Origin of the sequence: Pseudomonas sp. 44 R 15 (genome assembly GCF_900004965.1) — a bacterium.
Taxonomy (GTDB): Bacteria; Pseudomonadota; Gammaproteobacteria; order Pseudomonadales; family Pseudomonadaceae; genus Aquipseudomonas; species Aquipseudomonas orientalis_A.
Genome location: NZ_CVTU01000104.1, coordinates 1 through 15,162, shown reverse-complemented (window position 1 = coordinate 15,162; position 15,162 = coordinate 1). Strand labels below are relative to the sequence as shown.

Genomic DNA, 15,162 nt, shown 5'->3' with positions numbered 1-15,162 from the left:
AGAGCGTGGGAACGATCAGTCAAGAATCCATCCCCAACTCCCGCTTCACCAGCTTCGCCAACTTCTCGCTATCAATCGGCTTGAGCAGAAAGTCCACCACGCTTAAATGCATCGCATCAATCACATCCGGCGCTTCGGCGTCCCCCGATATGATGATGATCGGCAACGCCGCACGGGGCGATTCGCGCACCTGGCGGATCAACTCCAAGCCGTCGCTCGGCGCCATGCGCAAATCGGTGATCAGCAACCCAATGGAACTGTGCGACTTCAACAACGCCCACGCGCTCTCCCCGTTGTCAGCCGTCATGCAGCGAATACCGTCCAGCCCGAGGATTTCCGCCAACAGTTCACGCGCATCCTTGTCGTCGTCCACGATCAACACGCGTTGTGGCGGTAAATCAGGCTCCAGCATCACGGCGCTCAGCGCCTCGCGCTCGGCATCACTCAAAATATCGTGGTCGGACATACGTTTCTCAGCAATTCTTATCAATCTCCCAGCACTCGTCAGACATCTGCGGAAGGGCGAACAATGTGCACTTCGTCGGAAAGTTTGCCTAGTGGGCGTTCTACGGGTTTTGGACGATAGTCATGTAAGGCTTTTCCCTAGTTTTGCGCAGGGGTCCCCGACCTAGACTTACGTCCAATGGGCACCCGCCGTGCAGCAGTCGACCATGCAGCACGATAACGACAAAAAAACTGCGGTCACTGTTATGAGTAAAGCTGATGCTTTCACGCAGGCGGGTAAAACCGCCGTGTTGCAGAATATCCACGGCACCCTGCAATTCCTGCAGCGCTTCCCGCCGTTCAACCAGATGGAAAATGCGCACCTGGCGTTTCTGGTGGAGCAGTGCCAACTGCGTTTCTATGGCCCCGGCGACAGCATCCTCAAACCGTCGGGCGGGCCGGTCGAGCATTTTTATATCGTCAAGCAGGGCCGCGTGGTCGGCGAGCGGCCGGACGCCACAGACCCCACGTTCGAAATCACCACCGGCGAGTGTTTCCCCCTCGCCGCCCTGCTCGGTGAGCGCGCCACCCGCACCGAGCACAAAGCCTGCGAAGACACCTTTTGCCTGCAACTGAACAAGATGGCGTTCATCAAGCTGTTCGCCCTTTCCAGCCCGTTTCGTGACTTCGCCTTGCGCGGCGTCAGCAGCCTGCTCGACCAGGTCAACCAGCAGGTGCAGCAAAAAGCCGTGGAAACCCTCGGCACCCAATACTCGTTGAACACTCGCCTGGGTGAGCTGGCCATGCGCCACCCGGTCACCTGCAGCCCGGACACTGCGCTGCGCGAAGCGGTGCGGCTGATGCACGAGCAGCAGGTCGGCAGCATTGTGATTGTCGATGAACACAAGGCGCCGCTGGGCATCTTCACCCTGCGTGACCTGCGCCAGGTGGTGGCCGACGGCACCGGTGATTTCAGTCAAGGCATCGCCGGTCATATGACCCAGGCGCCGTTCTTCCTGAGCCCGGACCACAGCGCGTTCGACGCGGCGATCGCCATGACCGAGCGGCATATCGCCCATGTATGCCTGGTGCAGGACCAGCGCCTGTGCGGCGTGGTCTCGGAGCGCGACCTGTTTTCCCTGCAGCGCGTCGACCTGGTGCACCTGGCGCGGACCATCCGCAACGCATCCCGTGTGGAACAACTGGTGGCGATCCGCGGCGAGATCGGCCAGTTGGTCGAACGCATGCTCGCCCACGGTGCGTCGTCTACGCAGATCACCCACATCATTACCTTGCTTAACGATCACACCGTGTGCCGGGTCATCGAATTGACCCTGGCGGAAAAAGGCGACCCCGGCGTGCCCTTCAGCTGGCTGTGCTTTGGCAGCGAAGGCCGCCGTGAACAGACGCTGTACACCGACCAGGACAACGGCATCCTGTTCGAGGCCCGAGACGCCGTGGAAGCCGCCGAGATTCGCGAACGCCTGCTGCCCCTGGCGCAGCAGATCAACCAGAGCCTGGCGCTGTGCGGCTTCAGCCTGTGCAAGGGCAATATCATGGCCGGCAACCCGCAGTTGTGCCTGTCACGGGCCGAATGGGCCCGCCGGTTTGCCGCGTTCATTCGCGAAGCCACGCCGGAAAACCTGCTGGGTTCGAGCATCTATTTCGACCTGCGCGTGGTGTGGGGCGATGAGCAGGGTTGCGAGCAACTGCGCCAGGGCATTCTGGATCAGGTGGCGGATAACCGGCTGTTCCAGCGCATGCTGGCCGAGAATGCCTTGCGCCAACGCCCACCCGTAGGGCGCTTTCGCGAATTTGTGCTGACGCGCAAAAGCGGGGAAAAGGCCACCCTGGATCTCAAGGTGCAGGGCCTCACGCCGTTCGTGGACGCTGCGCGTGTGTTGGCCCTGGCCCATGGCATCCACGCCAACAATACGTTGGAGCGGCTGCGCCAGTTGGTTGCCCGGCAGGTGATCGAGCGGCTGGACGGCGCGGCGTATGAAGAGGCTTACCACTTCATTCAACAAACCCGCATGCAGCAGCATCAGATGCAGACCCGGGAAAACCTGCCGTATTCCAACCGCGTCGATCCCGACAGCCTCAATCACCTGGACCGGCGCATCCTGCGCGAATCCCTGCGTCAGGCCCAGCGCCTGCAAAGCAGCCTGACCTTGCGGTATCAGCTGTGAGCCTGTTCAACTGGTTGCGCGCGAAAAAACCGCGGCTCGATGCGGCGCAGCAGCAACGCCTGGGCCAACTGCCCGCGCCCGCCGTACTGGGCAATGAGCCCTTGCGCAGCCAGCGCTGGGTGGTGGTCGACCTGGAAACCAGCGGCCTGCACCTCAACCGTGACCAGGTGCTGTCCATTGGCGCCGTGGTGATCGAGGACGGCGCGGTGGATTTCTCGCAGATGTTCGAACGCACCCTGCAACGCACCGCCGGAAAACTCAGCCCCAGCGTGTTGATCCATGGCCTGGGGCCCAGCGCCATCGCGGCCGGCAGCGACCCGGTGGATGCGCTGCTCGATTTCATGGCGTTCGTGGGCGACAGCCCGCTGCTGGCCTTCCATGCGCCGTTCGATCAACACATGCTGGGCCGGGCGCTCAAGGAGAGCCTGGGTTATCGCCTGGTCCATCCCTTTCTCGATGTGGCCGATATCGCCCCGCTGCTGTGCCCCGAGGCGAACATCCGTGAGGCCGGTCTGGATGAGTGGATCAACCATTTCAACTTGCAGGTGGGCGAGCGCCATCACGCCAGCGCCGATGCACTGGCCACGGCGGAGCTGATGCTGATCCTGTTCAGCCGTGCACGCCGGCAACACATCGACACGCCCCAGGCGCTGCAGGAGCGCTTGAGCCAATGGCGGCGGCGTAAACAGGCGCCATCGTTTTAGTGGCATTGCCCGACAGACGCCAATTGCGCCTACATCACCGCTCTGACACAATCGCGAATAATTCTCGTTAGTTTAAACTTTATTCGGTGATGCCTTGTCGTCGGCCCAGACCCCACACAGTGAGCTTGTTGGCGCGTTGTATCGCGACCATCGTGGCTGGCTGTTGGCCTGGCTGCGGCGCAACGTGGCCTGCCCGAGCCGCGCCGAAGACCTGAGCCAGGACACCTTCATGCGCCTGCTCGGCCGTGACGGGCTGCGCGAACCCCGCGAGCCACGCGCCTTCCTGGTAGCGATTGCCAAGGGTCTGCTGTTCGACTACTTCCGCCGCGCCGCCCTGGAACAGGCCTACCTCACCGAATTGATGCTGATCCCGGAAAGCGAACACCCATCGCCCGAAGCACAGCAACTGATCCTCGAAGACCTCAAGGCCATCGACCGCCTGCTCGGCAAACTGTCGAGCAAAGCCCGCGCCGCCTTCCTCTATAACCGCCTCGACGGCCTGGGCCATGCAGACATCGCCCAGCGCCTGGGTGTGTCGGTGCCGCGCGTGCGCCAGTACCTGGCCCAGGGCATTCGCCAGTGCTACATCGCGTTGTATGGCGAGCCATCATGAGCCTGATCAGTGGCAAGCCGGTGTCGGCCCGCGTGCTGGACGCCGCGATTGCCTGGCAACTGTCCCTTGATTCCGGCGACGGCGGCGTGGTGGAACAGGAAGAATTCGCCAAGTGGCTGGCCAGCGACGAAGAACACGCCCGCGCCTGGCGCCAGCTGGGCATGCTCGACCAGCGTTTCAGCGCAGCGTCCGGCCCCGCGCGGGCCGCGCTGTTGCACTCCCACGACAGTGCGCGCCAGCGCATGCGCAAACTGGGCCGTGGCCTGGCGAGCATTGTGCTGGTGTGCGGGCTGGGATTGTTTGCCGGTGAGCGCTATGTGCCCATCCACTATTGGCTGGCCGATCAACGCACCGCCACCGGTGAGCAGCGCACCCTTGAGCTGGCTGACGGCACCCGGATCAGTCTCAATACCCACACGGCCATCGACGTGCGCTTCGACGATAAACGCCGCGTGATTGTGTTGCAGGAGGGCGAAATCCTGGTCGAGACCGGCCATGACGATGCGCGTCCATTCTCTGTACAGACCCGCGACGGCAACCTGCGGGCGCTGGGTACGCGGTTCATCGTGAGGCGCGAAGACCACGCCACGCGCCTGAGCGTGCTGCAATCGGCGGTGGCCGCACAGCCTGAAGCACTGCCTCAGGAACGGATTTTCAAGGCCGGCCAGCAAGTGCTGATGCGCAGCGACGGCCTTGGCGCGCTGCTTGCCGTCCCACCGGCCAGCGACGCCTGGACCCGCGGCATGCTGGTGGTCGATAACGCCCGCCTGGGCGATGTGGTGGCCGAACTCGGCCGTTATCGCAGCGGCCATCTGGGTGTGGATGACAGCGTCGCCGACCTGCGCATCACCGGCAGCTTCCCGCTGCACGACACCACCCTGGCGCTCAATGCGCTGTTGCCGACCCTGCCGGTGCGGATCGAGCAGCACACGCCGTGGTGGGTGACCGTCAAGGGTAGGCCTTAGGTTCTGCGGCATCTGAAGATCGCCATCGGGGGCAAGCCCCCTCCCACATTTGACTGTGTTCACAAATCAAAGTGTGGGAGGGCTTGCCCCCGATAAGGCCCTCAAAAACACCACCGAAAAAATATTTCCACCCCGCCCTATCACTTTCCGATTCTCGTCCGGCACCTAGGCAATTGAGAAATATTTCCATTCAGGAGCCACCCATGTCCCGCACGCTAGACACTCTGTTGCGCCCCAGCCTGTTAGCCGTGGCGATTGCCCTCGGTGCCCCGCTGATCAGCCCCACGCTGATCGCCGCCGAACAGTCCGCCAGCGTGCGCGCCTACAACCTGCCGGCCGCCCCACTGGCCGCCACCCTGAACCAGATTGCCAGCCAGGCCGGTCTCGCGCTCACCCTCAACCCGACGCTCGCCGCCGGCAAGACCTCGGCACCGGTCAAGGGCCAATTCGATGCCCAGGGCGCATTGCGCGAAGCCTTGCGCGGCACTGGGCTGCAGCTGGAGCAAAGCAGCGCAGGGACCTTTACCCTGGTGGCGATTGCGGACGGCGTGGTGGCATTGCCGCAGACCAGCATTATTGGTCAAGGTAATTACGAGAGCGCCTGGGGGCCGGTGGAGGGCTACCTGGCCAAGCGCACTGCCGCCGGCACCAAGACCGACACGGCCCTGGTCGAGGCGCCGCGCTCGATCTCGGTGGCGACCCGCGAGCAAATGCAGGATCGCAACGTGCAGAACCTCGACGACGCAGTCAAATACATGCCCGGCATCGTGTCCGCCAGCTACGGCAGCGACACCCGCTACGACTGGATGCGCGTGCGTGGCTTCGAACCCACCCAATTCCTCGACGGCCTGCCGCTGCCCCGTGGTGTGTACGCCAACCCGAAAGCCGAAACCTGGAACCTCGATCGCCTCGCCCTGCTGCGCGGCCCGGCCTCCTCGGTTTACGGCCAGACCCCGCCGGGCGGCCTGTTGGACATGGTCAGTCGCCGCCCCAGCGCCGAACAGAGCAGCGCCATCCAAGTGCAATACGGCAGCGACAACTATCGTCAGATCAACTTTGCCAGCACCGGCAAGATCGATGACGAAGGCCAGTTCCTGTACGGCTTGAGCGGCGTGGTGCGCGATGCCGGCACCCAGGTCGATCACATCGACAACAAGCGCTACAACATCGCGCCAAGCCTGACCTGGAATATCGATACCGATACCAAGCTGACGTTCCTGTCGCAGTTCACCCGTGACGATACCGGCACCACCAGCCAGTTCCTGCCGATCCAGGGCACCAAGATCAAATCGCCCCTGGGGGACATCTCGCACCACAAGAACCTCGGCGATCCGGATTACGAGTATTACGACCGCACTTACTACGCACTGGGCTATGCCTTCGAACACCGTTTCAACGACACCTGGCAGTTCAGGCAGAACCTGCGCTACACCAAGTCGGAACTGGCTTTCCAGCAACTGACCGTGGGCTCGTTCGCCTTCTCGCCAGCGGACGCGGCCGGCAATATCAGCCGCTCGTCGACCAACGTGGACGAGGACATTGGCCAGTTCGCGGTGGATAACAACTTCCAGGCGGATTTCGCCACGGGCGATATCACCCATACCCTGCTGCTGGGCCTGGACCATCAGCGCACCGACACTTCCTACACCTCGATTTTCGGCCTCGCCGGAACGATCAACATCTTCAACCCGGTCAATACCCAGCCGGTCGTGCGGCCGGCGCGTTCCACCGCGTTCTATGACTACAACCAGAAAACCATCCAGACCGGCCTCTACGTGCAGGACCAGATGGCCCTGGACAACTGGCGCCTGACCCTGGGCGGTCGTGAAGACTGGGTGCACCAGGGCACCACATACTTCAACAAAAACGATGCGACCAACACCGACCGCAGCAAGAACTTCAGTGGCAACGCGGCGCTGAGTTATGTGTTCGACTCAGGCTTCGTACCCTATATCTCCTACGCCGAATCGTTCCAACCGGCGAGCAATGCCAGCGTCTCTCCCACCGAGTCGTATAAACCCACCGAGGGCAAGCAGTGGGAGTTGGGGATCAAGTATCAGCCACCCGGCTCGAATACGCTGCTGAGCGCGGCGGTGTATGACCTCACCCAGAAAAACGTACTGGTCACCAGCTTCCAGTCCGGTGGCGTGTCACTCACCGACCAGACCGGCGAAGTGAGGGTCAAGGGCCTGGAGCTGGAAGCCATCTCTGACGTCACCGAAAACCTCAAGGTGATCGCGGCGTATACCCTGGCCAAATCCGAAGTGCAAAAAGGCGACTTCAAAGGCAACCGCCTGCAATTGATGCCTAACCAGCAAGCCTCCCTGTGGACTGACTACACCTGGCATACCGGCGCCCTCGACGGTTTCGGCATCGGCTTTGGCGCCCGCTACACCGGCAATACCTACGGCGACCAGGCCAACACCTGGTCCGGCAAAGCCAACGCCTACACGGTATTTGACGGTGCCGTGCACTACGACCTCGGCCGCCTGGACAACAGCCTCAAGGGCGCGTCGGTGAAAGTGAACGCGACCAACCTGTTCAACAAGGACTACATTTCCACCTGTGACGGTTCCTACTGCTACTTCGGCGACCAACGCAGCGTTGTCGCCAGCGCCACCTACCAGTGGTAATCGGCTGAGTTAACAACCAGGCCGTCCACCAGGGCGGCTTTGGTGTGTCTGAAGGCGAGAAAATGAAAAGCAAAACCATCCGCCGCTGGTCCTTCATCCACACCTGGACCAGCCTGATCTGCACCGTATTCTTGCTGCTGCTCGCCCTCACCGGTCTGCCGCTGGTGTTCCATCACGAGATCGATCACCTGCTGGGCAACGAACCCGAGCTCAAGCAGATGCCCGCCGATACGCCGCAGCTCAACCTGGAGCAGCTGGTGGCCAAAGCGCAGGCCCATCGCCCCGGCGAGGCCATGCAGTACCTGGCCTGGGACGAGGATGACAAAAATGGTGTCATCGCGATCATGGCCGCCACGGCCGGTACCGAGCCGAATGCGTCGCATACCTTCATGCTCGATGCGCGCACCGGCGAAACGGTGGAGATGCCGTCAGCCAATGGCGGGCTCACCCTGTTCCTGTTGCGCCTGCATGTGGACATGTTCGCCGGGCTGCCCGGCAAGCTGTTGCTGGCGTTCATGGGTTTGCTGTTCGTGCTGGCGCTTGTCTCGGGGACGGTGCTGTACCTGCCGTTCATGCGCCGCTTGAAGTTCGCCACCGTGCGCCAGGACAAATCCACCCGCCTGCGCTGGCTCGACCTGCACAACCTGATCGGCGTGGTCACCCTGACCTGGGCGCTGGTGGTGGGTGTGACCGGTGTGATCAGCGCCTGTGCCGACCTGATCATCGCCGCCTGGCGCCAGGACAGTCTCAGCGCCCTGATCGAACCCTACAAAGACGCCCCGCCGCTGACCCAACGCGCGCCGGCCAGCGATTTGCTGAGCATCGCCGCCAAGGCTGCGCCCGGCATGCAACCGGACTTTATCGCCTTCCCCGGTACGCGCTTCTCCAGCGAGCATCACTACGCCGTGTTCATGAAAGGCAGTACCCACCTCACCTCCCATCTGCTCACACCGGTATTGATCGACGCCAGCACCCTGGCCGTCACCGCCATCGCCCAACGGCCGTGGTACATGGACGCCATGGGCATGTCCCAGCCGCTGCACTTCGGAGACTACGGCGGCATGCCGATGAAAATCCTCTGGGCGCTGCTGGATGTGCTGACCATCGTGGTGCTGGTCAGCGGCATTTACTTATGGATCGTGCGACGCAAGGCGGGCAAGGCATGAAGCCGAGGCAGTCGAATTTCTGGAAGGTGTTCGGCATCCCGCTGGGGATCGGCCTGCTCAGCGCCGCCGGGTTGTTTGCGGCGTTGCTGGGGGATGGGTGGTGGGATTCGTTGAGTTGGGTGGGGTTGGGTATACCGGCTGGCATTGGGGCCTGGGGGTTGGTCAGGCGGCGTGGCTGATGGCCTCATCGGGGGCAAGCCCCCTCCCACATTTTGACTGTATTCACACATTTAAGTGTGGGAGGGGGCTTGCCCCCGATGAGGCCATCAGCTCCAGCGAAAATCCCCCTCGCCAGCCACCCCGCAACCCTCTAGGCTAACCCCAGCCTATTTCGAGGAATGCCCATGTCCGCCCCCAGCATGACCTTGTTCCACAACCCCGCTTCACCCTTTGTACGCAAAGTCCGCGTGTTGTTGAGCGAGACCGGTCAGCAGGACCGCGTCGCCCTGCACGCCTGCCTGCCCACCCCCGTCAACCCGGACGCCGAGGTAGTGCAAGGCAACCCGGTCGGCAAGATCCCGGCCCTGCGCCTGGCCGACGGTTCGGTGCTGCACGACAGCCGGGTGATCCTCGATTACTTCGACCACCAGCACGTCGGCAACCCGCTGATCCCCCGCGACGGCTCGGCCCGCTGGCGCCGCCTGACCCTGGCCTCGATGGCCGACGGGATCATGGACGCCGCCGTGCTGGTACGCTACGAAACCGCCATGCGCCCGGTCGAGAAGCATTGGGAGCCGTGGCTGGACGAGCAGCGCAACAAGATGCGGCGTGCACTGGCCGAGCTGGAGCAGAGCGCCATCGCCGAACTGGCCAGCCACTTCGACATCGCCGCCATCAGCGTGGCCTGCGCGCTGGGCTACCTCGACTTCCGCCACCCGGACCTGCACTGGCGCGCAGACAACCCCAAGCTGAGCGCCTGGTACGCCGAGGTCAGCCAGCGGCCTTCGATGCAGCAGACCCAACCGCCCGCCTGATATCACCCATGTGGGTCCGTCAGCAGTCCGGTTTGTCGGCGGTGTAGCGACGCGCCGGGTTCACCGCCGCACCGAATTCACGCAGGGCCTTGGCGCCGATCAGCAGCGGATAGTTGAAGCTGCTGCGGTCGGTAAGGTTGACCTCCACGGTACGCTTGACGTCGCCCAGGCACATTTCCAGGTCGATCACCGGGCGCTTGGCCACGCTGGCTTCGTCCTTGTCGTCATCTTCGTCGGCGCGGCTCTTGATCTTGCTGATGCGTGACACCTTGTGTTCGTAGACCTTGTTACCCGCATCGCTGCCGCCGAGGCGGAAGCGCACCCAATCGTCGCCATCACGGGTGAAGGTCTCGATGTCACGGGCCGACAGCGAGGCGGTCAGCGCGCCGGTGTCCATCTTGGCCTTGAAGGTCTGGCCGATTTCCGGCAACTGGATGTATTCGTAGCGACCGTAGAGGGTCGGTTCGGCGGCCATGGCAGGCGCAGCAGCCAGAACGGGAATAGCTAGGGCAAACGCGGCAAGGAGCAATTTCACGGCATGATTTCCTCGAAAGAAGTGGGCGAATTCTAGACCGCGCACACAGCACTTAGTTGGATGACCGAGCATAACCGGCACATTGTGAAACATTCGTCCGGCCATTTGCGATTTGGCCTCTAGACTCACCTTGCTTATGATGGCAAGCCCACAAGATTCCAAGAGTTATTTATGCGCCGCCTGCTCACCGGCTGTCTGGTCACACTGCTGCTGTTGCTCAACACGCTGATCCTGATCGGCCCCTTGATGGTGTTCGCTCTGCTCAAGCTGGTGGCGCCGGGCCGCTCGCGTGACTATGCGTCCCGGGCAGTGATGTGGATCGCCGAGACCTGGGCCGAGATCGACAAGCTGATCTTCGCCGTGTGCATTCCCACCCAATGGGATATTCGCGGCGGTGAAGACCTGCGGGGTGACACCTCCTACCTGGTCATCAGCAACCACCAGTCCTGGGTGGATATTCCGGCATTGATCCAGGCGCTGAACCGGCGTACGCCGTTCTTCAAATTCTTCCTGAAAAAAGAGCTGATCTGGGTGCCCTTCCTCGGCCTGGCCTGGTGGGCACTGGATTACCCGTTCATGAAGCGCTACACCAAGGCGTTCCTGGCCAAACACCCGGAGCTGGCCGGGCAGGACCTGAAAATCACCAAGGAGGCCTGCGAGCTGTTCAAGCGCCAGCCGGTGACCGTGGTCAATTACCTGGAGGGCACGCGGTTCAGCGAGGCCAAACGCGCACAGCAGGATTCACCGTTCAGCCGGCTGCTCAAGCCCAAGGCCGGCGGCGTCGCGTTTGTGCTGGCGGCAATGGGTGAGCAACTGGACGCCATCCTCGACGTGACTGTGGTGTACCCACAACCCAGGATTCCAGGGTTCTGGGACTTGATCAGCGGCGCGGTGCCGAAGGTGATTGTGGATATCCGCACCCGTGATCTGGACCCGGCGTTGTGGCAGGGGGATTACGAGAACGATCCGGCATTTCGCCAGACCGTCCAGAACTGGGTCAACCAGCTCTGGAAGGAGAAGGATGCGCGCATCGAACAATTGCGCGCGGAGCAGCCTTAGCTGCCGGTGCCCCAGGCCTGGGCCAGCTTGCTCAGCAATGAGCTGTTGGCGCCTTGACCGCCCAGGTATTGCAGGATCACCGGGGCAAACTGGCCGATCATGCCGCTGTCCATGCCCAGGGCGCTGAACGCGGTGTTCAAGTCATTGGTGTTTTTCACGTTACCCAGCAGGCCGTCCAGGCCACTGGTCTTGCTGCCGCCGTTCTGGCCGAGCATCCCGCTCAAGGCGCCGAGGCTGCCCAATGCATTGTTACCCGACAGTTGATCGAGGCCCGGTACGCTGCTGCCCAGCTGCGAAAAGTCGTTGCCGCTCAGTTTGTTCTTGGCCAGGCCGAGCATGGCGCCGGTGCCGCCGACCGCTTGCTCGGGGGTGATATTGAGTTGCGAGGTCAGGGCCGTCAGCAGGGCGGCCGTTTCCGATGTCGGCGCGGCGGCGGCAGCTTTGTTGTTGCCACCCTGCATGCCGGAAATGGCGTTGGCTGCATCGCCAAGGCTGAAACCTGCGGCGAAGACCGGGCCGGCGGCCACGCTCAACAGGCAGGAAAGGGCAAAACCGCGTGAAATCTTCATCAAGACAACCTCAGGAGATAGGTGCAAAGCACGCTTTGGACTGGGTATACCGACGGATGTTCCGGAACCCATTGGGGATAAGCGGGTCCATGAACTGACTACAAAATTTGTCAGGAAGAGACTTATGACTGCGATCCACCCCGAAGCGATTGAGCACAAGCCTGCATTCTGGAGCCGCCCTCGCCTGTTCATTGGCGCCTGCGCGGTGGTTGTTGCCGGTATTGGTGGCGCGCTCTACACCCAGGACAGCGTCAAGTCCGCGGCGACCCTGGTAACCACCACCCAGCAGCCGGCCGCACAAATCATGGCCCACAAGGATTACCTGGAAGTGCAGCCGATTGCCGCCACGGCACCTGCGCCGGACCAGAGCCTGGAGCTGTGGGCAATTCCCAAAGATGGCACGCCGGTGTCCCTGGGCCTGTTGCCGGAGGACGGCAAGGGCATCATCGGCCTGAACCCGCGTCAGCAGGAAACCATCAGCAAGCCGGTGGAGTTGATGGTGAGTTCGGAGACCAAGGGTGGTTCCATCAGCAAACAACCCACAGGCCCGACCGTCTACCAGGGCGCATTGGCCACACGCTGATCCCCAAACACCACAACACCCATGTGGGAGGGGGCTTGCCACCGATAGCGGTGGATCAGTCGTACATCGATTGACTGACACACTGCCATCGGGAGCAAGCCCCCTCCCACAATGAAAAGGGCGACCCATGGGTCGCCCTTTTTAATTGCCGAACGCTTTACGCCGCACTGAACAGCTTATGCGGATCGATCACAAACTTCTTCGGCACACCCGCATCGAACTCGCCATAACCGCGTGGCGCGTCATCCAGGCTGATGACCTGCACGCCGACGATCTCGGCGATGTTGATACGGTCCCACATGATCGCCTGCATCAGTTGGCGGTTGTATTTCATCACCGGCGTCTGCCCGGTGTGGAAGCTGTGGGATTTGGCCCAGCCCAAACCAAAGCGAATGCTCAGGCTGCCCATTTTTGCGGCGGCATCGACGGCACCCGGATCTTCAGTGACGTAAAGGCCGGGGATACCGATCTTGCCTGCCACGCGCACCACGCCCATCAGCGAGTTGAGCACGGTGGCCGGGGCTTCGGCCTTGACGCCGTCATGGCCGTGGCCGCGTGCTTCAAAGCCGACGGCATCGACGGCGCAGTCGACTTCCGGCTCGCCGAGCAGCGCGGCAATCTGTTCGTGCAATGGCGTGTCGGTGGACAGGTCGGCGATCTCGAAACCCTGGGCCTTGGCGTGAGCCAGGCGGATCGGGTTGACGTCGCCGATAATCACCACTGCAGCGCCCAATAGACGTGCTGACGCGGCAGCGGCCAGGCCGACCGGGCCGGCACCGGCGATGTAGACCGTGCTGCCAGGGCCGACGCCGGCAGTGACGGCGCCATGGTAACCGGTGGGCAGGATGTCGGAGAGGCACGTCAGGTCACGGATTTTCTCCATGGCCTTGTCGCGGTCCGGCAGTTTCAGCAGGTTGAAGTCGGCGTAAGGCACCAGCGCATATTCGGCCTGGCCGCCCGTCCAGTCGCCCATGTCGACATAGCCATAAGCACCGCCCGGGCGCGCCGGATTGACGCTCAAGCACACGCCGGTGTGCATTTCCTTGCAGGAGCGGCAACGACCGCAGGCCACGTTGAAGGGGACGGAGACCAGGTCGCCGATCTTCAGGTTTTCGACGTCGCTGCCCTTCTCGATCACTTCGCCAGTGATTTCATGCCCCAGCACCAGGCCGGTCTGGGCAGTGGTGCGGCCGCGCACCATGTGTTGGTCGGAGCCGCAGATGTTGGTGGAAACCACGCGCAGGATGACGCCATGCTCGATCTTCCTGCCGCGCGGGTCCTGCATTTTGGGATAGTCGATTTTCTGTACTTCGACCTTGCCGTTGCCGAGATACACGACACCACGATTACCAGACATGCTTTCACCTCGCTGTTGTTTTTATGGAACTGCGTTGCCCGTTGAGTGGGCAGCGCGTTAAGTGCTTGGGTACAGATGCTGTTTCTTGTGTTGTGGGTGAGGGCCTCATCGGGGGCAAGCTGAACTGGTCAAGTAATCCCGGACACCGATTACGGTGTTTATGCCGCTTTTTGCTCCATGGCTATTGGCGACAGGTAGTTGTTGTAGCTGTGGAGCCTGATTCGGTTGTATCGCATGAAGAAGCTGGTCATATCCCGCCTGGCTTCTTCAACTGTGGTGTAGCCCTTATTGGGCACCCACTCTGATTTAAGCGTCCCGAAGAAACGCTCTGTTGGCGCGTTGTCCCAGCATTGCCCTCTGCGGCTCATGCTTTGCGTTATTCCATGCTCCAGCAGCTCGGACTGAAAGAGCTGGCTGGTGTATTGGCTGCCTTGATCCGAATGAAACATCAAGCCTGCATGTTTGCCTCGAACCTCCACCGCCATTCTCAGCGCCTTGCTAACCAGGTTGGCGTCGTTGATCAGGGAAAACGCCCAGCCAACGATTCGGCGGGCGAACAGATCAATGACCGCTGCCAAGTGATACCAACGTTTACCAACCATCAGGCTGGTAACGTCGCCGCACCAGGCCTGATTGATTGCGGTTGGCTCGAAGTTACGCTCGAGCAGATTCTTGGCCACAAATGCTTCGACGCCTCTAGAGCGATACTGATGGCGGCGGCGCTGTCTGCTGGCCAGATTTGCCTCCGCCATGAGTTTTCCGGCCAGATGCCGTCCCACCTTGATCTGCTGGGCTTTCAAGTGCTGAGAGATCATCCGCGCGCCTGCACTTCCCCGGCTTTCGTCATGCAATTGCGCAACTTTTGCTCTGAGCGCGTCACGCTTGGTATTCGGCACTGAGCGACGCTTAAGCCAGTCATAAAACGCGCTGCGGGAAACGCCCAGCGCACTGCAAAGCAGGCAGATCGGATACGAACTCGACTCTCTCAGCTCCTCGATCAGGAAAAACGATCGGGATCCGACATCAAGAGAGCCGTAGCCTTTTTTAAGATTTCAGCCTCGGTCTCCAGGCGCTTGACCTTGGCTCGCAGCTGTTGAAGCTCTCGCTGTTCATCGCTGATTGCCTTAGTACCTGCCACTGGCTGCCCTTTCTGACGCTCTTTGCGAACCTGCTCAATCCAACGGCGCAGAGCCGTGGGGCCAACCTCCATCGACGCACAGACGTCAGGAACTGAGCAGTTATCATCAAGTACCATGCTTACAGCACGTTGCTTGAACTCGCGGGTGTAGGTCTTTCGCTCTTGCATGAAACCTCCTGATTGGGCGAATCATATCGCCCTTAAGAGGTGTCCGGGAGCATTAGGCCAGTTCA

At 61.8% G+C, this 15,162-nt stretch carries 16 protein-coding genes; 10 read left to right on the top strand and 6 right to left on the bottom strand.

From position 1 onward, the window contains the following. Positions 1-19: 19 nt before the first annotated feature. Positions 20-466, bottom strand: a complete 447-nt coding sequence (locus BFP93_RS18225) for a response regulator (RefSeq protein ID WP_065894120.1) — start codon at positions 464-466, stop codon at positions 20-22. Between the two features lie 244 nt (positions 467-710). Between BFP93_RS18225 and BFP93_RS18220 the strand changes: the two genes are divergently transcribed. From BFP93_RS18220 to BFP93_RS18185, 8 genes are all read left to right on the top strand, one after another. Further along, positions 711-2,633 (top strand): putative nucleotidyltransferase substrate binding domain-containing protein, encoded by a 1,923-nt coding sequence (locus tag BFP93_RS18220; protein WP_170876035.1) that lies wholly within the window; start codon positions 711-713, stop codon positions 2,631-2,633. Next, positions 2,630-3,337, top strand: coding sequence for a 3'-5' exonuclease (locus tag BFP93_RS18215; RefSeq protein ID WP_065894118.1), 708 nt, complete (start codon positions 2,630-2,632; stop codon positions 3,335-3,337). The genes BFP93_RS18220 and BFP93_RS18215 overlap by 4 nt, the downstream gene beginning before the upstream one ends. Before the next feature lie 94 nt (positions 3,338-3,431). Then, positions 3,432-3,950: an RNA polymerase sigma factor gene (locus tag BFP93_RS18210; protein ID WP_057723624.1), complete on the top strand. Its 519-nt coding sequence runs from the start codon at positions 3,432-3,434 to the stop codon at positions 3,948-3,950. Then, positions 3,947-4,915 (top strand): FecR domain-containing protein, encoded by a 969-nt coding sequence (locus BFP93_RS18205; protein WP_065894117.1) that lies wholly within the window; start codon positions 3,947-3,949, stop codon positions 4,913-4,915. Before BFP93_RS18210 ends, BFP93_RS18205 begins: the two co-directional genes overlap by 4 nt. Positions 4,916-5,118: 203 nt before the next feature. Then, complete coding sequence (locus tag BFP93_RS18200) at positions 5,119-7,548, top strand: TonB-dependent siderophore receptor (RefSeq protein WP_065894116.1); 2,430 nt, start codon at positions 5,119-5,121, stop codon at positions 7,546-7,548. A gap of 62 nt (positions 7,549-7,610) precedes the next feature. Further along, positions 7,611-8,714: a PepSY-associated TM helix domain-containing protein gene (locus BFP93_RS18195; protein WP_065885459.1), complete on the top strand. Its 1,104-nt coding sequence runs from the start codon at positions 7,611-7,613 to the stop codon at positions 8,712-8,714. Beyond that, entirely contained in the window at positions 8,711-8,893 is a 183-nt protein-coding gene (locus BFP93_RS18190; RefSeq protein WP_065894115.1) for a hypothetical protein, read from the top strand. The genes BFP93_RS18195 and BFP93_RS18190 overlap by 4 nt, the downstream gene beginning before the upstream one ends. A gap of 165 nt (positions 8,894-9,058) precedes the next feature. Next, positions 9,059-9,688, top strand: a complete 630-nt coding sequence (locus BFP93_RS18185; protein ID WP_065894114.1) for a glutathione S-transferase family protein — start codon at positions 9,059-9,061, stop codon at positions 9,686-9,688. 19 nt (positions 9,689-9,707) lie between these two features. Here the strand turns inward: BFP93_RS18185 and BFP93_RS18180 are convergent, their stop codons facing one another. Then, positions 9,708-10,163, bottom strand: coding sequence for a retropepsin-like aspartic peptidase RloA2 (locus BFP93_RS18180; protein ID WP_065885457.1), 456 nt, complete (start codon positions 10,161-10,163; stop codon positions 9,708-9,710). Positions 10,164-10,394: 231 nt separating this feature from the next. Between BFP93_RS18180 and BFP93_RS18175 the strand changes: the two genes are divergently transcribed. After that, complete coding sequence (locus BFP93_RS18175) at positions 10,395-11,282, top strand: acyltransferase (RefSeq protein WP_065894113.1); 888 nt, start codon at positions 10,395-10,397, stop codon at positions 11,280-11,282. Here BFP93_RS18175 and BFP93_RS18170 read toward each other — a convergent pair. Then, on the bottom strand, positions 11,279-11,851 hold the full coding sequence (locus BFP93_RS18170) for a DUF2780 domain-containing protein (RefSeq protein ID WP_065894112.1): 573 nt from the start codon (positions 11,849-11,851) through the stop codon (positions 11,279-11,281). The genes BFP93_RS18175 and BFP93_RS18170 overlap by 4 nt on opposite strands. 124 nt (positions 11,852-11,975) lie before the next feature. Between BFP93_RS18170 and BFP93_RS18165 the strand changes: the two genes are divergently transcribed. Beyond that, positions 11,976-12,434 carry an anti-sigma factor domain-containing protein gene (locus BFP93_RS18165; protein ID WP_065894111.1) on the top strand — a complete coding sequence of 153 codons (459 nt, stop codon included), beginning with the start codon at positions 11,976-11,978 and terminating at the stop codon, positions 12,432-12,434. Positions 12,435-12,591: 157 nt separating this feature from the next. Here the strand turns inward: BFP93_RS18165 and fdhA are convergent, their stop codons facing one another. From fdhA to BFP93_RS29330, 3 genes are all read right to left on the bottom strand, one after another. Next, positions 12,592-13,791, bottom strand: a complete 1,200-nt coding sequence (gene fdhA / locus BFP93_RS18160) for a formaldehyde dehydrogenase, glutathione-independent (protein ID WP_065885453.1) — start codon at positions 13,789-13,791, stop codon at positions 12,592-12,594. 158 nt (positions 13,792-13,949) lie between these two features. After that, complete coding sequence (locus BFP93_RS18155) at positions 13,950-14,780, bottom strand: IS3 family transposase (protein WP_256095152.1); 831 nt, start codon at positions 14,778-14,780, stop codon at positions 13,950-13,952. 8 nt (positions 14,781-14,788) lie between these two features. Further along, complete coding sequence (locus tag BFP93_RS29330) at positions 14,789-15,097, bottom strand: transposase (protein WP_065883309.1); 309 nt, start codon at positions 15,095-15,097, stop codon at positions 14,789-14,791. Positions 15,098-15,162 lie beyond the last annotated feature (65 nt).